At 55.6% G+C, this 19577-nt stretch carries 23 protein-coding genes; 15 read left to right on the forward strand and 8 right to left on the reverse strand.

Going from position 1 to position 19577, the window contains the following annotated elements:
- Window positions 1–93: 93 nt before the first annotated feature.
- Both H3L92_RS02590 and ybeY read right to left on the reverse strand, forming a co-directional pair.
- On the reverse strand, window positions 94–924 hold the full coding sequence (locus tag H3L92_RS02590) for a CorC family transporter (protein ID WP_085365777.1): 831 nt from the start codon (window positions 922–924) through the stop codon (window positions 94–96).
- Window positions 925–942: 18 nt separating this feature from the next.
- Window positions 943–1446 carry an rRNA maturation RNase YbeY gene (ybeY, locus tag H3L92_RS02595; protein WP_085365778.1) on the reverse strand — a complete coding sequence of 168 codons (504 nt, stop codon included), beginning with the start codon at window positions 1444–1446 and terminating at the stop codon, window positions 943–945.
- Window positions 1447–1636: 190 nt separating this feature from the next.
- On the opposite strand from ybeY, the gene H3L92_RS02600 reads away from it, so the two are divergent.
- The 4 genes from H3L92_RS02600 to H3L92_RS02615 all read left to right on the forward strand — a co-directional run bounded on the left by H3L92_RS02600 (window position 1637) and on the right by H3L92_RS02615 (window position 4225).
- Window positions 1637–1816 carry a hypothetical protein gene (locus tag H3L92_RS02600; protein ID WP_085365779.1) on the forward strand — a complete coding sequence of 60 codons (180 nt, stop codon included), beginning with the start codon at window positions 1637–1639 and terminating at the stop codon, window positions 1814–1816.
- 99 nt (window positions 1817–1915) lie between these two features.
- Window positions 1916–2341, forward strand: a complete 426-nt coding sequence (locus tag H3L92_RS02605; protein ID WP_085365780.1) for a hypothetical protein — start codon at window positions 1916–1918, stop codon at window positions 2339–2341.
- Between the two features lie 39 nt (window positions 2342–2380).
- Window positions 2381–3325, forward strand: coding sequence for a hydroxymethylbilane synthase (hemC, locus tag H3L92_RS02610; protein ID WP_085365781.1), 945 nt, complete (start codon window positions 2381–2383; stop codon window positions 3323–3325).
- 252 nt (window positions 3326–3577) lie between these two features.
- Window positions 3578–4225, forward strand: coding sequence for an HAD family hydrolase (locus H3L92_RS02615; protein ID WP_085365782.1), 648 nt, complete (start codon window positions 3578–3580; stop codon window positions 4223–4225).
- Window positions 4226–4368: 143 nt separating this feature from the next.
- Here H3L92_RS02615 and H3L92_RS02620 read toward each other — a convergent pair whose 3' ends face one another.
- Window positions 4369–5004: an SEN1982 family lipoprotein gene (locus H3L92_RS02620; protein WP_143824331.1), complete on the reverse strand. Its 636-nt coding sequence runs from the start codon at window positions 5002–5004 to the stop codon at window positions 4369–4371.
- A gap of 115 nt (window positions 5005–5119) precedes the next feature.
- On the opposite strand from H3L92_RS02620, the gene H3L92_RS02625 reads away from it, so the two are divergent.
- The 4 genes from H3L92_RS02625 to H3L92_RS02640 all read left to right on the forward strand — a co-directional run bounded on the left by H3L92_RS02625 (window position 5120) and on the right by H3L92_RS02640 (window position 9140).
- Window positions 5120–5476: an arsenate reductase gene (locus H3L92_RS02625; RefSeq protein ID WP_085365784.1), complete on the forward strand. Its 357-nt coding sequence runs from the start codon at window positions 5120–5122 to the stop codon at window positions 5474–5476.
- Window positions 5477–5586: 110 nt separating this feature from the next.
- Window positions 5587–6381, forward strand: a complete 795-nt coding sequence (fabI, locus tag H3L92_RS02630; protein WP_085365785.1) for an enoyl-ACP reductase FabI — start codon at window positions 5587–5589, stop codon at window positions 6379–6381.
- A gap of 387 nt (window positions 6382–6768) precedes the next feature.
- On the forward strand, window positions 6769–7878 hold the full coding sequence (locus H3L92_RS02635) for a methyltransferase (RefSeq protein ID WP_085365787.1): 1110 nt from the start codon (window positions 6769–6771) through the stop codon (window positions 7876–7878).
- A 269-nt stretch (window positions 7879–8147) separates the two neighbouring features.
- On the forward strand, window positions 8148–9140 hold the full coding sequence (locus H3L92_RS02640; RefSeq protein ID WP_085365788.1) for an ornithine carbamoyltransferase: 993 nt from the start codon (window positions 8148–8150) through the stop codon (window positions 9138–9140).
- Between the two features lie 248 nt (window positions 9141–9388).
- On the opposite strand, the gene H3L92_RS02645 is transcribed toward H3L92_RS02640, so the two are convergent.
- Window positions 9389–10642, reverse strand: a complete 1254-nt coding sequence (locus H3L92_RS02645) for an acetate kinase (RefSeq protein ID WP_085365789.1) — start codon at window positions 10640–10642, stop codon at window positions 9389–9391.
- 271 nt (window positions 10643–10913) lie between these two features.
- Window positions 10914–11276, reverse strand: coding sequence for a winged helix-turn-helix transcriptional regulator (locus tag H3L92_RS02650; protein ID WP_085365790.1), 363 nt, complete (start codon window positions 11274–11276; stop codon window positions 10914–10916).
- A gap of 287 nt (window positions 11277–11563) precedes the next feature.
- Between H3L92_RS02650 and H3L92_RS02655 the strand changes: the two genes are divergently transcribed.
- Window positions 11564–11797: a DUF896 domain-containing protein gene (locus tag H3L92_RS02655; RefSeq protein WP_085365791.1), complete on the forward strand. Its 234-nt coding sequence runs from the start codon at window positions 11564–11566 to the stop codon at window positions 11795–11797.
- A 51-nt stretch (window positions 11798–11848) separates the two neighbouring features.
- Window positions 11849–12721 carry a pirin family protein gene (locus H3L92_RS02660; protein ID WP_085365792.1) on the forward strand — a complete coding sequence of 291 codons (873 nt, stop codon included), beginning with the start codon at window positions 11849–11851 and terminating at the stop codon, window positions 12719–12721.
- 374 nt (window positions 12722–13095) lie between these two features.
- Here H3L92_RS02660 and H3L92_RS02665 read toward each other — a convergent pair whose 3' ends face one another.
- Window positions 13096–14346 (reverse strand): FAD-dependent monooxygenase, encoded by a 1251-nt coding sequence (locus H3L92_RS02665; protein WP_310648958.1) that lies wholly within the window; start codon window positions 14344–14346, stop codon window positions 13096–13098.
- Between the two features lie 49 nt (window positions 14347–14395).
- Here H3L92_RS02665 and surE point away from each other — a divergent pair, with 49 nt between their 5' ends.
- The 5 genes from surE (at window position 14396) to H3L92_RS02690 (ending at window position 18405) form a co-directional block, all read left to right on the forward strand.
- The gene (gene surE, locus H3L92_RS02670; RefSeq protein WP_085365793.1) at window positions 14396–15148 is read left to right on the forward strand and encodes a 5'/3'-nucleotidase SurE; all 753 of its coding nucleotides are present in this window, start codon (window positions 14396–14398) and stop codon (window positions 15146–15148) included.
- Complete coding sequence (locus tag H3L92_RS02675; protein WP_085365794.1) at window positions 15148–15807, forward strand: protein-L-isoaspartate(D-aspartate) O-methyltransferase; 660 nt, start codon at window positions 15148–15150, stop codon at window positions 15805–15807. Before surE ends, H3L92_RS02675 begins: the two co-directional genes overlap by 1 nt.
- Window positions 15808–15936: 129 nt before the next feature.
- Window positions 15937–16911 carry a peptidoglycan DD-metalloendopeptidase family protein gene (locus H3L92_RS02680; protein ID WP_085365795.1) on the forward strand — a complete coding sequence of 325 codons (975 nt, stop codon included), beginning with the start codon at window positions 15937–15939 and terminating at the stop codon, window positions 16909–16911.
- A 99-nt stretch (window positions 16912–17010) separates the two neighbouring features.
- Window positions 17011–17484: a carboxymuconolactone decarboxylase family protein gene (locus tag H3L92_RS02685; RefSeq protein ID WP_085365796.1), complete on the forward strand. Its 474-nt coding sequence runs from the start codon at window positions 17011–17013 to the stop codon at window positions 17482–17484.
- A 54-nt stretch (window positions 17485–17538) separates the two neighbouring features.
- Entirely contained in the window at window positions 17539–18405 is an 867-nt protein-coding gene (locus tag H3L92_RS02690; protein ID WP_085365797.1) for an ATP-binding protein, read from the forward strand.
- Window positions 18406–18491: 86 nt separating this feature from the next.
- Here H3L92_RS02690 and H3L92_RS02695 read toward each other — a convergent pair whose 3' ends face one another.
- Window positions 18492–19076, reverse strand: a complete 585-nt coding sequence (locus H3L92_RS02695; protein ID WP_085365798.1) for a hypothetical protein — start codon at window positions 19074–19076, stop codon at window positions 18492–18494.
- 68 nt (window positions 19077–19144) lie between these two features.
- On the reverse strand, window positions 19145–19564 hold the full coding sequence (locus H3L92_RS02700) for a DUF2846 domain-containing protein (RefSeq protein ID WP_085365799.1): 420 nt from the start codon (window positions 19562–19564) through the stop codon (window positions 19145–19147).
- Window positions 19565–19577 lie beyond the last annotated feature (13 nt).

The following is a 19577-nucleotide window of genomic DNA, read 5'->3' on the forward strand; positions in this document are numbered from 1 at the left end:
AACTTCAATGAAAGCCGTATATTAAAAAAGTTCGAGGCCGTCTGAAAAATCGTTTCAGACGGCCTCGGATGTTAACGGCAGCAACTTAAACAACTATTCTTTCACCCGAATCGCCATCAGCGTGTGCAGCCTGCGGTTGTCGGCGCGGGCAACGGTGAATTGCAGGGGGCCGATCACCACTTTTTCGCCGCGAACGGGCAGGTGGCCGATTTCCTGAATCACCAGCCCGCCTATGGTGTCGGCTTCTTCGTCGCTGTAGTCGGTGCCGAAATATTCGTTGATGTCTTCGATTTCGGTAACGGCGTTGATGCGGAAGCGTTCGGCGGAAACGGGGAAGATGTTGTCGGCGCTTTCGTCTTCGTCGAACTCGTCTTCGATGTCGCCGATAATCTGTTCGATGATGTCTTCAAACGTAACCAGGCCGGAAATACCGCCGTATTCGTCCACCACCACCGCCATGTGGTTGCGTTGCTCGCGGAATTCTTTCAACAGGGCGTTGAGCGGTTTGCTTTCGGGTACGAACACGGCTGGGCGCAAGATGCTTTGCAGGTTGAACTGTTCGGGGCTGAGGGCGTATTTGAGCAGGTCTTTGGCGTGCAGGATGCCCAGCACGTTGTCTTTGTCTTCGCCGATAACGGGAAAACGCGAGTGGGCGGTTTCGATGATGTAGGCGATGATGCGCTCCATGCTCTCGCCGGCTTTAATCACATCCATCTGGCTGCGGGTGATCATGGCGTCGCGCACTTCGAGTTCGGCGAAATCCAGCATTTTTTCAAGGTATTGCAGGGTTTCGCTATCAAACACTTCCTGCTCGTGCGCTTGGCGCAGCAGGCTGACGACGTCTTCGGCGGAATCGGGGGCATCGCCCGAGATGCGGGAGATGATGCGTTCGAAAAAAGAAGGTTTCGACTGGCTGTCGTCCATTTTGTTGTTCAATCCTAATCAAACATACGGGTTGGGGTATCCTAACTGATTCAGCAGGCGGGTTTCAAGTGTTTCCATGATTTCGGCTTCGGCTTCGTCGATGTGGTCGTAGCCCATCAGGTGCAGCGTGCCGTGCAGGGTGAGGTGGGCGAAATGCTGTTCGGGCGTTTTGCCTTGTTCGGCGGCTTCTTTGAGCACCACTTGCGGGCAGATAACCAAATCGCCGTAAAGGCCGTCTGAAAACTGATCGGGAAAGATTTCGCCTTCGTTGAAGGCAAAGCTCAACACATTGGTGGCGTAGTCTTTGCCGCGGTAGTCGCGGTTATAGGCGCGGGCGGCTTCTTCGTCAAGCAGGATCAGGCTGATTTCGGCACGGCGGAAGCGGTGTTGCAGCGCATGCCACATCCAGCGGTAGAAATCATGTTCGGCGGGCAGGCCGTTTATGCTGCTTTGGTTGCTGAAATGCAGCGAAAAGCGTTGCCGCTGCAATTTGAGAAAAGGGTATTTTTTGGCGCGTTTCATGATGATTGATAAAAAATCGGCAATAATTATTTGGTATTTTAATTTTTTTTTGAAACTTTGAGAACTTAGATTTGTCCTTATTTTAAGTATGCTTTAACTAGATAAAGCATATGAAATATAAAATATCATGTATTTTTCATGATGTTTTGTTTTTGAAATAAATCTTGCTTCAGATAAAGGATTCATAGTTATGAAAGAATTAAATATTTTTGATATGAAAAAAATTTCAGGCGGTTATCTCTATCGTATGAGACCGGTAAGCTCTAATGTGGTCGACATGAGTGCGGGGTGGGGAAAAAGTTCATTTTGGAATAGTTTTAGAGGCATTTTCCCTAAATTTGGTGAGAACCTTCCGAATATTTATCAATAATCGATAGTAACTGCAAAGCTTATCCCGTAGTAAATCAAATAAATTGATTAATTGATTTGCAACGGGATATTTTTTATTAATTATTGATGGTAATTTAAAATGAAAAAAATTCTTTATTCTGCACTGATTATCTTGGCAGCCTGTTCTCCACACAATAAAACGGAAACTGAGGTAGATAATAAGAAAGTAGCAAAAAAGCAAACAGATACTACAATTTCTGCATCTGCCCCAACTCCACACCAAATAGAAGAGAATGGCAGCGGCACAGTTAAAATGATAGGGAAAGTCCATTTTTCCTTTGAACAGGCGGAATTTACCACGTCTGAAAAAACTTTTTTCATTATCAGCGGTTACAGTTTGATTAGAAATGTGGAAGCTAAACGCGAACATTCAGGTGCATATAACGTTACTTTGCACAATGTGTGCATCAACGGCCGCATTCTCACCAAAGCCCAAAACAACGGCAACGGTTTCGGGCCGTTGGGGCGCTACAATCAGGCGGTGGTGGTAGAAAGTTTGTGTTAGACTTATGCGCCCCGTTTCACCCGTTTTTCAAAACAAACCATGACCCCGAAAAAACTCGTTATCGCCAGCCGCGAAAGTGCGCTGGCCATGTGGCAGGCCGAGCATATCCAAGGCCGTCTGAAACAGCTTTATCCCGATTGCGAAGTGGAAATTCTCGGCATGACCACGCGCGGCGACCAGATTCTCGATAAAACCCTGTCGAAAATCGGCGGCAAAGGGCTGTTTATCAAAGAGTTGGAGCAGGCCCTGCAAGACGGCCGCGCCGATTTGGCCGTGCATTCGATTAAAGACGTGCCGATGGAGCTGCCGCCCGGTTTTGCGCTGGCGGCCATCGGCGAGCGCGCCAACCCGTTTGATGCGTTTGTTTCCAACCGCTTCGGGCGATTGGAAGACCTGCCCGCGGGTGCGGTGGTCGGCACATCGAGCCTGCGCCGCGAAGCGCAACTGCGCGCCCGTTTTCCGCATTTAACCGTCAAACCCCTGCGCGGCAACGTGCAAACCCGTTTGGCCAAGCTGGATAACGGCGAATACGATGCCATTATCCTTGCCGCCGCCGGTTTGCAGCGCTTGGGTTTAAACGAACGCATCCGCCTGATTCTGCCGCCCTCCGAAAGCCTGCCCGCCGCAGGGCAGGGCGCATTGGGCATAGAAATCGCCGCACACCGCTACGATTTGCTCGAAGTGCTCAACCCGCTCAACCACCCCGTTACCAATGCCTGCGTTACCGCCGAACGCGCGCTTGCCCGTGCGTTGGACGGCAGCTGCCAAGTGCCGCTGGCCGCCTATTGCACCGAAGAGAACGGCCTGCTGACCCTGCGCGCACTGGTCGGCCATCCCGACGGCTCGGTGGTGTTGCAGGCACAAGCCGAAGCCCCGCTGGCCTATGCCGCCGCGCTTGGCCGCGCCGTCGCCAAAAAACTGGCCGACGACGGCGCCGTGGCGCTGATTCGGGCGATTTTGAACGAACAGGATATGCCTGAATAAACTAGGGAGTGTAGTCAGAAGGCGTTGCGGCGGTATTTTTGGTTAAAATCCGCATCTGCGGCGTTAAAAGTGCTCGCAAGATGTTCAATCTTGCTGCGCTTTTTGCCTGGCATCTGCGGATTTTTCCTCAAAAAACCGCTCCACAAGCCTTCTGAGTACACTCCCTAGGCCGTCTGAAATATTTCAGACGGCCTTCAGTATTTTTGCAAAGGCTCCGGCCTGCCGCTTACACTCATAAAGGAATCATTCATCATGACCGAAGCCGTATTATTCGATTTGGACGGTACGCTTGCCGACACCGCGCTCGATTTGGGCGGCGCGCTCAACACCCTGCTGCGCCGCCGCGGCCTGCCCGAAAAAAGCATGGCCGAAATCCGCCCCGTTGCCAGCCACGGCGCCGCCGGCCTGATTTTCATGGGCGCAGGCATCGGCAAAACCCATCCCGAATACGGCGCATGGCGGCAGGAATATTTGGCCGAATACGAACGCTGCTTCGATAAAGAAACCGTTTTGTTTAACGGAATCAATGAGCTGATAGAAGAATTAAGCGGGCGCAATATCCGCTGGGGCATCATTACCAACAAACCGCACACCTTCACCCACCGCCTAGTGCCCAAACTCGGCTTCACCGTGCCGCCCGCCGTGGTGGTAAGCGGCGACACCTGCGCCGAAGCCAAACCCAGCACCCTGCCCATGTTTTATGCCTGCGAACAAATCGGTGTGAAGCCCGGCAACTGCATTTATGTGGGCGATGCCGAACGCGATATGCAGGCGGGCAGAAACGCCGGTATGAAAACCGTGCTCGCCAACTGGGGCTATATCGCGGCCGACGACGACACCACCCAATGGCCGTGTGATGTGGTGATTGATAAGCCTTTGGATTTACTGAAATATATTTAGCAAGCCGGATATTTTGCAAAAACTTCAGGCCGTCTGAAAAACAGTTTAATACAGTTTTTCAGACGGCCTTTATTTCAGACGGCCTTTATCAATATGCACACCTGCTTAAGCCAAAATCTACCAAGCAGCGAATTGGCGGGTGTTCAGCGCAGTTCGCGGATATCGCGCCAGCCGTCGTTGGTTTTCACCATCGTTGCCACCAACGTGCGCGTGGCGTCGGGGTGTTGCCAGTTGCTGCCGCCTTCGCGCATAAACTGCTCGGCCCATTTGGCGGTTTCCAGCCGCGCCTCGTAAGACACTTTCGACACGGTTACGCCGTCGGCGGGCGTAGGCTCGGTGAACCAGTTGATTTTTTCCACTTTCAGCGAGCCGATGCAGAAGCGCGCGCCGTCGGGGCCGGGGCGGGCCTGTGCCTTGCCTTTGTCGGTTAACTCGTAAACCTGCACCTTGATTTCACGGCCGTTTTCGGGCGAGGGCACGGTTTCGGCGCGCGCCTGTTTGTAGAAGCCTTCCTTATCGAGCAGGCGCATTTGTTTGAGGGCGGATTCGTTGATTTTGCGGCCTTCCGAATCGCGCTCGGCGATTTTCACCAGCGGATCGCCCACCACGGCCGCACCCGTTAACAGGCTGTTTTCCACGTCCAAAACCAAAGGCATACACACGCCTTGCGCGGCCGAATATTGGTTGATGGCTTTTTCAAACACGGCCTTATCGGGCTGCGATCCCGAGCAGGCGGCCAGCAGCAGGGCGGCGGAGGCGGCAAAAGCGGTTTTATACATAGTATGGCTCCATATCGATAATGCGGTTAAAAAAGCATAGTCTTTTTTTTGCCGCATGACAAACCCCCGCAGCGGTTTTACAATCAGGCCGTCTGAACGTATCGAAGGAAAAACGATGACTGTGGTTTACGGCATTCCCAACTGCGACACCGTGAAAAAAGCCCGCGCGTGGCTGGCCGAAAACGGTGTGGATTACCAATTTTCCGATTTCAAAAAAACGCCGCCCGACGAAGCGCTGATTGAAAGCTGGCTGCAACACATTCCGCTCGAAACCCTGCTGAACAAGCGCGGTACCACTTGGCGCAAACTCAGCGGCGCCGAGCAGGCCGAGGCAGATACGCAGGCGGGCGCGGTGAAGCTGATGGCCGCTCACCCCAGCCTGATCAAAAGGCCGGTTTTGTGCCGCAACGGCCGCTGCTATGCAGGGTTTCAGGCGGCCGAATACGGGCAGGTGTTCGGCAAGCCGGCCTGAAAAGCGGCCCCGTCCGCCCAAAACATTTGTTTTCTATGCCGAAAGCGCGTGTTTTGATATAATGCGCCGTTTTAAGCAAACCGCAAAACCTCTACTTAAGGATAATCAACATGGGCTTTTTGCAAGGTAAGAAAATCCTCATCACCGGCATGATTTCCGAGCGTTCCATCGCTTACGGCATTGCCAAAGCCTGCCGCGAACAAGGCGCGGATTTGGCGTTTACTTATGTTGTCGACAAACTGGAAGAGCGCGTGCGCAAAATGGCCGCCGAGCTGGGTTCGGAGCTGGTGTTCCGCTGCGACGTGCAGAGCGACGAAGAAATCGCGCAAACTTTTGCCGACTTGGGCAAAACGTGGGACGGCCTCGACGGTTTGGTGCATTCCATCGGTTTCGCCCCGCGCGAAGCGCTCGACGGCGACTTTTTAGACAGCATCAGCCGTGAAGCCTTTAAAATCGCCCACGAAGTTTCCGCCTACAGCCTGCCCGCGCTGGCCAAAGCCGCCCGCCCGATGATGCAGGGCCGCAACGGCTCGATTGTTGCGCTCACCTATCTGGGCGCAGTGCGCGCGATTCCGCACTACAACGTGATGGGTATGGCCAAAGCCAGCCTCGAAGCCGGCATCCGCTTCACCGCCGCCTGCCTGGGCAAAGAAGGCATCCGCTGCAACGGCATTTCTGCCGGCCCGATCAAAACGCTGGCCGCTTCGGGCATTGCCGATTTCAGCAAACTGCTCAACCATGTGGCCTCGCACAACCCGCTCGGCCGCAACGTAACCATCGAAGAAGTGGGCAATACCGCCGCCTTCCTGTTGTCCGACCTCTCTTCCGGCATCACCGGCGAAATCACTTATGTTGACGGCGGTTACAGCATCAACGCGCTTAACGACCCCGAAGAAAAGGCTTGATCCGGCAGTTGTTGCAAGCATCGGTAAAGGTTGGGACATTTGCAAAATTCTTTTCGATACCTGACAACACCTGCGTCATGCTCGGGCTTGACCCGGGCATCTTTTTGTTTTGGAAGAAAAAGCAGATACTCGGCTCAAGCCCGGGTATGACGAGATATAAACAAATTCAGAATTAAAAAGTTTTTTGCAAAGGTCTGAGGCCGTCTGAAAACCGCAGCAGTGCAGATTCGCATTGCCGCCGTGTTTTCAGACGGCCTCATACTTTTCAAATACCCCGGTTTTGATTGTTTGGCCCGGCAAAAGGCGCATAGCGCTTGAAACCCCGACACCGCCGGCCAAATATAGTAAACTCCGTTTCTTTAATTGTTACTTTCCGCCCCGACCGCCATGCCTGTTTTGATTCCCACCAACCGCGAAACCGCCGCAGAATGGCGCAACGAGAGCACGCAAAAGCCGCCGCAGCGGGCGGTTTATCTGCACGAATGCGGCGCCGATGCGGTTTTGAAGCAGGCGTATGCGCACACCGCCACGGTGTGGGCGGGCGATTTCCACAATGCCAAGCAGGTGCTGGCGGCAATGAAGAAGCGCGTGCGCAAGCCCGCAGCCAAGCAGGCGGATGTTCAGACGGCCTTTCACAACCACCGTATGCGGCAGGCGCAAACCAGCCGAGTGCTGAATATGCTGGCGGTGGAAATCGGCGCAGGTTTTGCCCTTGATCTGCCGCGCGCGCCGGATGTGCGCGGTGCGCTGGCCGATGTGTACGGCGAACCGAACAACGAGCCTTTCCTGCTGCCGCTCAATCAGTTGCTGGGCTTTATCGGCGCGCACGAATGGCACAAAAAAGGCGTGTTCGTGCCGGAGCTGGATGCCGCCGTTCATGTGCCTTTCGGCGTGTTTTCTCCTTTGCGCGGCGAATACCTCGGCCTGATTGCCCGCGCACCATTGCCCGAACCTTGCGAAAGCGCGTTCGATATCGGCACGGGTTCGGGCGTGATTGCCGCCCTGCTGGCCGCGCGCGGCATTCCCAGCATCACCGCCACCGACACCAACCCGCGAGCCGCCGCCTGCGCCCGTGCCAATATCGGGCGTTTGGGGTTTGGCGGGCGCGTGCAGGTTGAAGAAACCGATTTGTTCCCGCAGGGCCGCGCCGATTTGATTGTCTGCAATCCGCCGTGGCTGCCCGCCAAACCCACTTCCGCCGTTGAAACCGCGCTTTACGATCCCGGCCACGCCATGCTGAAAGGCTTTTTAAACGGCGTGCGCGAACGGTTGAACCCCAACGGCGAGGCATGGCTGGTGATGTCGGATTTGGCCGAACACCTGCACCTGCGCGAGCCGGATTTTCTGCGGCAATGTTTTCAAGCGGCCTCGCTGACCGTGGCGGGCGTTCTGCAAACGGCACCCGCGCACCGCAAGGCCGCCGATGCCGACGACCCGCTGGCATTCGCGCGCAGCAGGGAAACCACCTGCCTTTACCGTTTGAAAGCAGTTTTATAGTGGCTTAGATTTAACATGTACAGCGTTGCCTCGCCTTAGCTCAAAGAGAACGATTTTGTAAGCCGCTGAAGCGGCAACAGAATCGGTTCCGTACTACCTGTACTGTCTGCGGCTTCGTCGCCTTGTCCGTGTTAAATTTCAGCCACTATTGAATTTCCATCAAAAACCGTTGCGCAACGGTTTGTAGGAACGGCAGAAATCCATTACTATCCCAAGCAAACCGTTGCCGTTCAGAAGGCCGTCTGAAACCCACCAAGAAAGCAACCGCCATGAACCTCAAAAACCGCCATTTTCTGAAACTGTTGGATTACACCCCCGAAGAAATCGAATACCTGCTCGACCTTGCCGCCGAATTGAAGGCCGCCAAAAAAAGCGGCCGCGAAGAGCGCAGGCTGAGGGGCAGGAATATCGCGCTGATTTTTGAGAAAACCTCCACCCGCACCCGCTGCGCGTTTGAAGTGGCCGCCTACGACCAAGGCGCGAACGTAACCTATCTCGAACCGGGCGGCAGCCAAATCGGCCACAAAGAAAGCATCAAAGATACCGCCCGCGTGTTGGGGCGCATGTATGACGCCATCGAATACCGCGGCTTCGGCCAGGAAATTGTGGAAGAGCTGGCCAAATATGCCGGCGTGCCCGTGTATAACGGCCTCACCAACGAATTCCACCCCACCCAGATTCTCGCCGATATGCTCACCATGCGCGAACATTCCCGCAAACCCCTGCGCCAAATCGCCTATGCCTATGTGGGCGACGCGCGCTACAACATGGGCAATTCGCTGCTTTTGGGCGGCGCCATTCTCGGCATGGACGTGCGCATCGGCGCGCCCCGCCATCTGTGGCCGTCTGAAGAACTCATCGCCAAAGCCCGCGAAACCGCCGAAAAAAGCGGTGCGCGCCTGCTGTTAACCGAAGACCCGCAGGAAGCGGTTAACGGCGTCGACTATATCCACACCGATGTGTGGGTGTCGATGGGCGAGCCGGAAAGCGTGTGGAAAGAGCGTATCGAGCTGTTGGCGCCTTACCAGGTGAACGCCGCGTTGATGGCGGCGGCGGGGAACCCCGATGTGAAATTCATGCACTGCCTGCCCGCATTCCACAACAGCGAAACCAAAATCGGCGGTTGGATCAACCAAACCTTCGGCATGGACGGCGTGGAAGTAACCGAAGAAGTGTTTGAAGGCCCGGCATCGGTGGTGTTCGACCAAGCCGAAAACCGTATGCACACCATCAAGGCCGTGTTGGTGGCTACGCTGGCGTAGTAGGGGGTGTAATTCGTTATAGCCGATCGCCTTGATAAAAGTACATATGTCATACCCGGGCTTGACCCGGGTATCTGTTATTTCTTTTGAAACAAAAAGATGCTCGGGTCAAGCCCGAGTATGACGCAGGGGTTTTAAGGTGCCGAAACGAATTTCACAAAGATATCAGGCCGTCTGAAAAGATTTTTTCAGACGGCCTGTGTTTTTACAAAACTTGTTTTTACGGCTCAAACGGTAAACCGCCCGTTTTACAAACCTGCCAGCCGGCCGGTGTCCATTGCAATCATGCGCTCTTCGTTGGTGGGCACAACCAGCACGGCGGGGGTTTTGCCGGCTTCGCTGATGATGCCTGCGGCACCGAAGCGGGTGGCATCGTTGGCTTTTTCATCGATGGTCAAGCCCAAAAAGCCCAAGTAGCCCACGGTTTTGCTGCGCACCACGTTGGAGTTTTCGCCGATGCCGCCGGTGAACACGAGGGCATCGATGCCGTCGGTGGCCACGGCCATGGAGGCGATGTATTTTGCCAAACGGTAGGTCATCACTTCCAGCGCGAGTTTGGCGCCGGCGTGGCCTTCGTCGGCGGCTTCCTGAATGGTGCGGCAGTCGTTGGAAAGCTCCGAAATGCCGAGCAGGCCGGATTTTTTGTTTAAGAGGTCGGTTACGGCTTTCACGTCCATGCCGGCGTTTTCAGCGAGAAACGAGCAGGTGCTGGGGTCGATGTCGCCGCTGCGCGTGCCCATCACCAAGCCTTCCAGCGGGGTAACGCCCATACTGGTGTCTTTCGATTCGCCGTTTTTCACGGCGCAAACCGAGGCACCGTTGCCCAAGTGGGCAATTACCAGGGCGCAGTCTTCCACGTTTTTGCCGAGAATCTGTGCGGCGGCGGGAGCGACGTAGCGGAAGCTGGTGCCGTGGAAACCGTAGCGGCGGAAGCCGTATTTGCGGTAAAGCTCGCGCGGCACGGCATAGGTGTAGGCGTGCTCGGGCATGGTTTGGTGGAAGGCGGTGTCGAACACGCCCACGTTGGTGAGTTCGGGGAAGATGCTTTGTGCGGCGCGGATGCCGGTGAGGTTGGCGGGGTTGTGCAGCGGGGCGAGCGGGATACATTCTTCGAGGGTGGCGATAACGTCGTCGGTAATCACCACCGAGCCGCTGTATTTTTCGCCGCCGTGCACCACGCGGTGGCCGATGGCTTTCACTAGGTTTTGCAGGTTGTGGGTTGTGAGTTCGTCCAGCAGGGCCTGCACCGCGCCGGTGTGGTCGTGGTTGCCCGAAAGGCTTACTTCGTGTTTGTCGCCGTCGGCGCGGCCGTTAAACCATGAAGCGCGGTCGGCGGGTTTGACGTTGGGGTGCTCGAAATATTTGAAGGTGATGTAGGCATCGGGCGTGGTCAGTTTTTCGGCCAGGCAGCTTAAAATCACTTCGCCGCTGTGGTTGTCGATTAACGCGCCTTTCAATGAAGAGCTGCCGCAGTTTAAGACCAGAATCAGCTTGTCGGACATGGTTTCTCCTTTGGTATGTTATTGTGGTGTGCCGGCTGCGCGCTATAGTGAATCCACTTACTCCATTACGGCGTTGCTGCGCCTTGTCGTACTATTTGTACTGTCTTCGGCTTGCTGCCTTGTACTGAAAATTAATTGAATTCACCATATGGCCGCACCAGGCGGCGCATCCGCAGTAAAAAAGCCTGCCGAATTTATTGTAAGATGCTGTTTTCTGTAAAATTATTTATTTTAATGGCTTTCATCAGAAAAGCTGATGACCAAGCCGTTTTCAGACGGCCCGGCCGGTTGTTTTTTGATGTTTCACGCATTCGGCGGCATATTCCAGCCCCCAACGGTGCATGGCTTCGATAACGGGCATCAGCGTGAGGCCGAATTCGGTGAGCGAGTATTCCACCTTCGGCGGCACTTGCGGATACACTTCGCGGTGGACGATGCCGTCGCTTTCGAGTTCGCGCAATTGCAGCGTGAGCATACGCTGGGTTATGGCGGGCATCAGCCGCTGTAATTCGTTGAAGCGGCGGGTTTGGGTGTTTAAATGGTATAAAATCAACACCTTCCATTTTCCGCCGATAATGTCGAGCGTGGCCACCACAGGGCAGCAGGTTTCGTATTCGCGGGTTGGCTGTTGCATATCACGTCCTTTTTTCTCTCGGGTTTTACAGTATAAAAAATGTGCGTACTTGTAGAAAGATTTGTACTGCGTATAATACGCCTAACGAAACAAAAAGCCTATAGCAAAAAAACTTTATTTCCGGCACTTCGTTGCTGCGCCTTGTCGTACTAATTTACTGTCTGCGGCTTGCTGCTTCGTTCCGAAAATAAGTTTTTTCTGCTAATAAAAATCTGTAGGCACAAATGATAAACAAAAGGCCGTCTGAAACGGTTTCAGACGGCCAAACCAAACGAAAGGAGCGCATCATGCGTATCGCAGAATTAGACCGCATCAACGAACTGGCCCGCAAAGCCAAAGCCGCCGGCTTGACCGAAGCGGAGCTGGCCGAGCGCGCGGTTTTGCGCCAAGCCTATATCGGCAAAGTGTGCGGCCAGCTCACCAATATGCTGTCCACACTAACCGTTATCGACACCGAAGGCAACGACGTTACCCCCGCCAAGCTGCGCGAAGCACAGGCCGCCGGCATGCAGGTTCGGTAACCGCCGCCCGAATAACAAATCATTGATTATTAAACATCGAAAGGAAGCAAAATGCGTAACGTCAAACAAATCTACCGTGCCAACAGCCAACACTGGGTGGGCGACGGCTTTCTGGTGCAGCCCCTGTTTTCCCATATGGGCGAAGACCGCGGCACCGATCCGTTTCTGATGCTCGACTACGCCGCCCCGCGTGTGTTCGAGCCGGGCAGGATTTCCAGCCCGCGCGGCGTCGGCCAGCACCCGCACAAAGGCTTTGAAACCGTAACCATCGCCTATCAGGGCGAGGTGGCGCACCGCGATTCCAGCGGCGGCGGCGGTGTAATCAAAGAAGGCGACGTGCAATGGATGACCGCCGGCGCAGGCATTATTCACGAAGAGTTCCATTCCGAAGCATTCAGCAAAAACGGCGGTGTGTTTGAAATGGTGCAATTGTGGGTAAACCTGCCTGCCAAAGATAAAAACACCCCCGCCCGCTACCAGCATCTGGCCAAAGAAAATATCCCCGTGGTGGCGCTGCCCGACAACGCCGGCCACCTGCGCCTGATTGCCGGTGATTACGAAGGCGTGAAAGGCGCGGCCGAAACGTTCACCGAAATGAACGTGTGGGATATGGTGGTGAACGCCGGCAAAGAAGCCGTTATCAGCGTGCCTGCAAACCACAGCCTCTCGCTGGTGGTGCTGCGCGGCAACGTAACTTTCAACGGCAAAGACCAAGCGGGCGCAGGCCAGTTGGTCGGCTTTGAAAACGGCGGCGGCGAAGTGCGCATCGCCGCAGGCAGCGAAGAAGTGAAAATCCTGCTGCTCTCCGGCGTGCCGATTGCCGAGCCGGTGGTGGGTTACGGCCCGTTTGTGATGAACACCGCCGAAGAAATCCGCGAAGCCATCAACGATTTCAACAGCGGCAGGTTCGGCAGCATTCATTAATATTTAATCATCAAGGAATATTTAATCATCAAGGCCGTCTGAAAACGAATTGTGTGTTTTCAGACGGCCTTTTTATATCAACCGAGATTTTTTAAGCCGCTCAATTTCAGCCTGAGACCTTTGCAAAATTTGTTTAGGCACCTTAAAACACTTGCGTCATGCTCGGGCTTGACCCGAGCATCTTTTTGTTTCAAAAGAAATAACAGATACTCGGGTCAAGCCCGAGTATGACGAAATATAATACATTCAGGATTAAAACGGCTTTTTTGCAAAGGCCTCAGCCTCTTAAAAAATCTGCGTCATACTCGGGTCAAGCCCGAGTATGGCGGAACAGGTTTTGCAGCCGGTGTTGAATTTTGCAAAGGTTGCCGGCCTTACAAACCCATCGCGTGTTTGATCAGGCGGTGTTTCAGCAGCGGCGCGGCGTTAACCAGATTCAGCCCCGCATTGCGCAGCCAGGGCAGGGCGGGCAGGGTTTGCGTGCCGAACAGGCGGAACAGGCCGTCGCAGCCGAGCTGCATGGTGCGCACCGGCTCCAAACGGTTTTGCGCATAACGTTTCAGCAGTTGGTGCGCGCCTGCGTCGGGCGCGTGGCGGCTGATGCGCGCAAACTCAATCACGTCGCCGAAACCCAAGTTTACGCCTTGCCCGGCCAGCGGGTGGATGGTGTGGGCGGCGTCGCCGATCAGCATCACCCGCTGCGCCACGGTGGTTTCGGGGCGGCGCAACACCAAATTGAAGGCAAACGCGGGCGAGAGCGGCGAGAGTGTGCCGAGCACGCCGCCGCCTTTTTCGGTAACGGCGGCGGCCAAATCTTCGGGAGCGAGCGCGGTTAGCCGTTCGGGTTCGCCGGTGCTCCAAACGATAGAGATTTTGCGGCCGGGCAGGGGCAGGTAGGCCAGCACGTCGCCACCTGCAAACCATTGGAAGGCCGTGCCGCCGTGGTCGAGTTCGGTGCGGAAGTTCGCCACCACGCCGTGCTGGGCGTAAGGCGTTTCTTTAACCGCAATGCCGGCCTGCGCGCGCACCCACGAAGCGGCGCCGTCGGCACCAATCACCAGTTTGGCCGTGAGCTTTGCACCGCTTTGCAGCGTGAGCGAGGCCGTCTGAATGTCGGTGGCGAGCGACGCGGCGGCTTCGGTAATCACGGGAATGCCTAGCGCGCGTATCTGCCGCCACAACGCCGCCAGCAGCCAGCGGTTTTCGATAATCGAGGTAAGGCGCGGCACACCGGCATCGGCGGCGTTAAATTCGATGCGGCCGCCGTTGTCGCCGCGCACATCCATACGGCGCACCGCCTGCACGCGGCTTTCAGACGGCCACGCATCCAGCGATTGCAGAAAGGCCTGGTTGGCGGGGCTGACGGCATAAATACGCGCGTCCCAGCCGTTTTCGAGAAAGGCGCAAGCGGTTTCGGGCGGGCGGATTTCAACCAGCGCCACATTGCGCCCCTGCCGCTTGAGCGCAACGGCGGCGGCCGCGCCGACCAAACCGCCGCCGATAATCAGGATTTCGTAGTTCATTGAAGACGGGTGCAGATAGTGAAGTTGCCCGATTATACCCGTTTCAGACGGCCTGTCGGGTTTGCCGTAAACACCGGCGGGCGATGCCGGCGAAATAGACAACCCCCAAGCCTGCCAGTAAAATTGAGGCCGTCTGAAAATAAGGTTAACCATGAATATTCTGATTTGTAACGACGACGGCTATCTCGCCCCCGGCATTGCCATTCTGGCGCGGGTGGCGGCGGAATTCGCCAATGTGCGCGTGGTGGCGCCCGAGCGCGACCGCAGCGGCGTGAGCAACTCGCTCACGCTCGACCGCCCGCTGCATATGCGCGAAGCCGACAACGGCTTTTATTATGTGAGCGGCACCCCCACCGACTGCATCCACCTCGCCCTGCACGCGCTGCCCGAGTTCAAGCCCGATCTGGTTTTGTCGGGCATCAACAACGGCGCCAATATGGGCGACGACACGCTCTATTCGGGCACCGTGGCGGCGGCAACCGAAGCCTATCTGCTCGGTATTCCCGCCGTGGCCTTTTCGCTTAACGATTTCAGCGGCCGCTATTGGGAAACCGCTGAAAAAGCCGCTTGGATTATGTTGTCACACTTATTGAAAAACCCGCCCGAACAGCCGGTTTTATGGAATGTGAACATTCCCGCCGTTGCCCCCGAAGATATCCAGGGCTGCAAAATCACCCGTTTGGGCCGCCGCCACCATGTGCAGAGCGTGGTGCCCGCGCGCAACCCGCGCGGCGAAGCGGTTTATTGGATAGGCCCGGTCGGCGATATTTCCGACCGCGAAAACGGCACCGATTTCGCCGAGAGCGAAGCGGGCTATATCACGGTTACGCCGCTGCAAATCGACCTGACCGACTACGACACCATGGCGGGCGTGGCAGGGTTTTGGCAGGGAGTGATGCCCTGATGCACACCAACTGGACAGGCTTTGAAAACCGCCGCCGCCGCATGACCGACCGCCTCGCGCAAATGGGCATCGGGCCGCTGGTGTTGCAGGCCATGGGCAGGGTGCCGCGCCACCTGTTCGTAGAAGAAGCCCTGCAAACCCGCGCCTACGACGAAATGTCGCTGCCGCTGGGCTTGGGGCAAACCATTTCCCAACCCTACACCGTTGCCAAGATGACGGAACTATTATTGGGAAACACCCCACAAAACATGCGTCGCGTGCTGGAAATCGGCACCGGCTGCGGTTATCAGACGGCCGTGCTGCTGGCGTTGGAATTGCCGGAAATCTTCTCGGTGGAGCGCCTGCGCCCGCTGCACGAGCGCGCCAAACAGCACCTGCGCGCGGCCGGTTTGCTGGCCAAAGCGCGGCTGGTGTGCGGCGACGGTTATCTGGGGTTGCCCGAAGTGGCGCCGTTCGACGGCATTCTCGTTACCGCCGCCCCCACCGAAATCCCGCTGGCGCTGTTGCAGCAGCTCGCCATCGGCGGGCGCATGGTGCTGCCGCTCGACGAGGGCGGCATCCAATATCTGTGGCTGATTGAAAAAACACCGCAAGGCTACCGCGAAACCTGCGTGCAGGAAGCCAATTTCGTGCCGCTGGTCAGCGGTATGGACGTTTGAACCGGCCTTGCGCCGGATGGCATCCGAATACTTCTTAACACGCAAAAACTTGTAGAAAGGGGCATAATTTGATTATGATATGCCCCGATTCCGAACTTAAACCAAACAAAACAGAAGGTAATACAGATTATGTTGAAAAAAACCGCATTCCGCACCGGCTCGGCAGCTTTGGTATTGATGCTGGGCGCGTGTTCATGGTTCCAACAGCCTGCCGCCCCCGTAACCGCAGGCACGGCATCCGGTGGCGCTGCTTCCGGCACATCGGCGCAGAGCAACCCCTACGGTGCCACACCTTACGACCCGAATGCGGCAGGGGCCAGCGCGGCACCCGAACCCTACAACCCGCAGACAGCCGCACCGGCGGCTCCCGCCGCCCCCGTGAGCGGCGGCGGTGCGTATATTCCTTCCAACGCACCCGTTGACATCAATGCCGCCACGCACACCGTGGTGCGCGGCGACACCGTTTACAACATCGCCAAACGCTACAACATCACCCAAGACAACCTGCGCGAGTGGAACAACCTCGGCCCCGACAACACCATCAGCGTAGGCCAAAACCTGCGCGTGAAACCGGCCGGCTACTCCGCACCTGCCGCCACGGCGTCCAAACCCGCCACACCGCCCGCATCTTCAACGCCTTCAGCGCCCTCTAATACCGATTATGCCCGGACACAGCAGCGCCCGCAGGCCAGCGGCCCCGCCAAAACCCCCACGGTATCAACCGGCGGCGTGCGCACGATTTCCGGCATCACTTGGCAGCGCCCCACGGCGGGTAACATCATCACCCAGTTCGGCGGCAACAGCAAAGGCGTAGATATCGCCGGCCAAGCCGGCCAGGCGGTGGTTTCTGCGGCCGACGGCAAAGTGGTGTATGCCGGCTCGGGCTTGCGCGGTTACGGCAATTTGGTGATTGTGCAGCACAACCAAACCTTCTTAACTGCCTACGGCCACAACCAAAACCTGTTGGTGAAAGAAGGCCAAACCGTGAAACGCGGCCAAACCATCGCCCGCATGGGTAACAGCGATGCCGACCGCACCAAGCTGCATTTCGAGGTGCGCCAAAACGGCAAACCGGTTAACCCGACCCAGTTTGTTGCGTTCTGATACAACCGTGTTTTCTAACGAGGCCGTCTGAATTTTCAGACGGCCTTTTGTTATACTTCACAACCATCAGAAACCCATTGAAACGAACGGAGCTTAAAAATGCAAAGACTGGACTACCCCGCCAAAGGCGCGAAAGTATTTAACGAAATGTTGAAAGTGGAAGCCGCGCTGGGCGATTTATCGATTGATGTCCTGATGAAGGAAATCATCAAAATTCGCGCGTCGCAGCTGAACGGCTGCTCGTTTTGTTTGGATATGCACGTGAAAACCGCCCGCAAACACGGCGAGCGCGAAATGCGCCTGCACCATGTTGCCGTTTGGCGCGAAAGCAATCTGTTTTCCGAAAAAGAACGGATGGCGCTGGAGCTGACCGAGGCGTTAACCAAACTCAGCCCCGAAGGTTTGAGCGACGAACTTTACCGCCGCGCGCTGACCGTGTTGAGCGAGCAGGAGCTGTGCGACATCGTGTTTTCCATCGCCCAAATCAACGCATGGAACCGCTTGGGCGTGGCTTTCCACACCGAAATCGGCTCGATGGACAAAGCCATGGGCCTGGATAAGCTGGAATTGTAAACCCCGAAAGCAAGCGGTTTGCGAAAACCGTTAAGGCCATCTGAAAGCATATTTATGAAACCCGCAAAATTCTTCAAACTCGCCGCTTCGGTGTTGCGCCGCCTCGATACCCTGCTGCCGCCCGAAGCCGCCGAACCCGATTGGCGCGCGCTGGCTTACCGCTGGCAGAGCATAGGCAGGAGGGGCGTGCTCGAAAGCCTGCCCGAGCCGCACACTTTTCCGCTCGGTCGTTTGGCGGCGGTGGATACGCAGATGCGGCGGCTGGTGCGCAACACCGAGCAGTTTCTGGCAGGCCGCCCCGCCAACAACGTGCTAATGACGGGCGCGCGCGGCACGGGCAAATCTTCACTGGTGAAAGCGCTGCTGCACGAATACGCTTCAGACGGCCTGCGCCTGATCGAAGTGGACAAAACCGATTTGGTTACGCTGCCCGCGCTGTTGGGTGTGCTGGAAAAGCGCCCCGAAAAATTCATCGTGTTCTGCGATGATTTATCGTTTGAAAGCGGCGACGAAACCTATAAAGCCCTCAAAACCGCGCTCGACGGCGGCCTGTCGCAACGCTGCGCCAACGTGTTGGTGTATGCCACCTCCAACCGCCGCCACCTGATGCCCGAATATATGGACGAAAACCTCGCCACCACGGGCAGCCGCGGCGAAGTGCACCCGAAAGAGGCGGTGGAAGAAAAAGTGTCGCTTTCCGACCGCTTCGGCCTGTGGCTGAGCTTTTACCCGTTCGATCAAAACGACTACCTGCAAGCCGCGGAAAACTGGTTGGCCGATTTCGGCCTGCCCTTTGACGAAACCGCCCGCAAAGCCGCACTCAACTGGTCGCTCACGCGCGGCAGCCGATCCGGCCGCACCGCGTGGCAGTTTGCCGTCGATTGGGCGGGCAGGCTGCCGCATGAGCGGGTTTCGGATTGAGCAGACGTTTATATTATTGATAAAGGGATAAAGGCCGTCTGAAAACAAAGAGCATTTTCAGACGGCCTGTTGGTTTTTCAACCGTATTATTTTTCGACCAAATAACCGTTTTTTTGAATATCGCCCAAACAGTTGGTAACAATGTCGGACACAACGGTGTTGAAAGCGGCGGGTATGTTACCCCGATAGGTTAAACCCGGAGGCGGAGCTTTATTGCCGATATTGGAAACAATGGCATGGGGATAAGTTTCAGAAAGCAATACTTCTTTTTTATTCAGATAACTGCAGGTAAATTGATAGTTGTCCTGCACGGTGCTGCCTGATAAGCCTAATGTTAATCCCGTTTTAAACCCTTGTCCGGCTGCTTGGCCGATGTCGGCAATATTATTTCCGGAAATTTTCAGGGTATTTTCTGCCTGATGTTGGGGAATGGCTATTTTGGTATTTTGTAAAACGGTTTTTACAGCCTTTGATAATTCGGCGGAAGCAGCCGGGATAGGCTTACCGTTGCGGAAAAATTCGGTTTCAAGCTGAATCGGATAAGGAGAATCGGGCACTTTCAAATCACTATTATGATACTTTTGGTGTTCAGGTGAGGTATAAGTTTGAACACTAATACAGGCGCTGGTTAACAAAACAAAAGGCAGAATAAAGAGTGAAGTTATTTTCATGGTATTCCTTTTTTATTGAAGGCCGTCTGAAAACTATTTTTCAGACGGCCTTTTTCAAAAATCAAAAATTAAAAGCTGCGTACCGTTCCTGCGATTTCGGCTTTACATTGCTCTAAGGGAACATGTTGGAACTTCGGTCTGCCGACAAATGCGCCGAAACCAATGGAGGCTTTAACGCATTGGATTTCATTGGCTTGCAGCGGAACGGTAACACCGCGGCGCACTTCGGTTTTTGCCCACACTTCATAGTTTCCGGGCGGCAATTCCGTGCTGATATAGCCGCCGTTGCGCAAATGGCCGATACGGGTATCGTTGGCGTTTACGTCAAAATGCACACCGCCGCCTTTGAGTGCTTTTGTGCGGTAAACATATAGTTTGCTTTGGCCTTCTGCGGGTTTTTCCAGGCCTGAAAAGGCCGCACCGGTTGCGCCGCAGGCAGCCAACACTAAAGATGCCGCACCAGCGGCGAAGATTTGTTTGAGTTTCATTTATCAATTCCCT

The sequence above is a fragment of the Neisseria dentiae genome, assembly GCF_014055005.1.
Taxonomy (GTDB): domain Bacteria; phylum Pseudomonadota; class Gammaproteobacteria; order Burkholderiales; family Neisseriaceae; genus Neisseria; species Neisseria dentiae.

Excerpts from the sequence above, each read along its gene's own strand:
- H3L92_RS02590 (WP_085365777.1), bottom strand. The coding sequence starts at position 924 with ATGGACGACAGCCAGTCGAAACCTTCTTTTTTCGAACGCATCATCTCC.
- ybeY (WP_085365778.1), bottom strand. The coding sequence starts at position 1,446 with ATGAAACGCGCCAAAAAATACCCTTTTCTCAAATTGCAGCGGCAACGC.
- H3L92_RS02600 (WP_085365779.1), top strand. The coding sequence starts at position 1,637 with ATGAAAGAATTAAATATTTTTGATATGAAAAAAATTTCAGGCGGTTAT.
- H3L92_RS02605 (WP_085365780.1), top strand. The coding sequence starts at position 1,916 with ATGAAAAAAATTCTTTATTCTGCACTGATTATCTTGGCAGCCTGTTCT.
- hemC (WP_085365781.1), top strand. The coding sequence starts at position 2,381 with ATGACCCCGAAAAAACTCGTTATCGCCAGCCGCGAAAGTGCGCTGGCC.
- H3L92_RS02615 (WP_085365782.1), top strand. The coding sequence starts at position 3,578 with ATGACCGAAGCCGTATTATTCGATTTGGACGGTACGCTTGCCGACACC.
- H3L92_RS02620 (WP_143824331.1), bottom strand. The coding sequence starts at position 5,004 with ATGTATAAAACCGCTTTTGCCGCCTCCGCCGCCCTGCTGCTGGCCGCC.
- H3L92_RS02625 (WP_085365784.1), top strand. The coding sequence starts at position 5,120 with ATGACTGTGGTTTACGGCATTCCCAACTGCGACACCGTGAAAAAAGCC.
- fabI (WP_085365785.1), top strand. The coding sequence starts at position 5,587 with ATGGGCTTTTTGCAAGGTAAGAAAATCCTCATCACCGGCATGATTTCC.
- H3L92_RS02635 (WP_085365787.1), top strand. The coding sequence starts at position 6,769 with ATGCCTGTTTTGATTCCCACCAACCGCGAAACCGCCGCAGAATGGCGC.
- H3L92_RS02640 (WP_085365788.1), top strand. The coding sequence starts at position 8,148 with ATGAACCTCAAAAACCGCCATTTTCTGAAACTGTTGGATTACACCCCC.
- H3L92_RS02645 (WP_085365789.1), bottom strand. The coding sequence starts at position 10,642 with ATGTCCGACAAGCTGATTCTGGTCTTAAACTGCGGCAGCTCTTCATTG.
- H3L92_RS02650 (WP_085365790.1), bottom strand. The coding sequence starts at position 11,276 with ATGCAACAGCCAACCCGCGAATACGAAACCTGCTGCCCTGTGGTGGCC.
- H3L92_RS02655 (WP_085365791.1), top strand. The coding sequence starts at position 11,564 with ATGCGTATCGCAGAATTAGACCGCATCAACGAACTGGCCCGCAAAGCC.
- H3L92_RS02660 (WP_085365792.1), top strand. The coding sequence starts at position 11,849 with ATGCGTAACGTCAAACAAATCTACCGTGCCAACAGCCAACACTGGGTG.
- surE (WP_085365793.1), top strand. The coding sequence starts at position 14,396 with ATGAATATTCTGATTTGTAACGACGACGGCTATCTCGCCCCCGGCATT.
- H3L92_RS02675 (WP_085365794.1), top strand. The coding sequence starts at position 15,148 with ATGCACACCAACTGGACAGGCTTTGAAAACCGCCGCCGCCGCATGACC.
- H3L92_RS02680 (WP_085365795.1), top strand. The coding sequence starts at position 15,937 with ATGTTGAAAAAAACCGCATTCCGCACCGGCTCGGCAGCTTTGGTATTG.
- H3L92_RS02685 (WP_085365796.1), top strand. The coding sequence starts at position 17,011 with ATGCAAAGACTGGACTACCCCGCCAAAGGCGCGAAAGTATTTAACGAA.
- H3L92_RS02690 (WP_085365797.1), top strand. The coding sequence starts at position 17,539 with ATGAAACCCGCAAAATTCTTCAAACTCGCCGCTTCGGTGTTGCGCCGC.
- H3L92_RS02695 (WP_085365798.1), bottom strand. The coding sequence starts at position 19,076 with ATGAAAATAACTTCACTCTTTATTCTGCCTTTTGTTTTGTTAACCAGC.
- H3L92_RS02700 (WP_085365799.1), bottom strand. The coding sequence starts at position 19,564 with ATGAAACTCAAACAAATCTTCGCCGCTGGTGCGGCATCTTTAGTGTTG.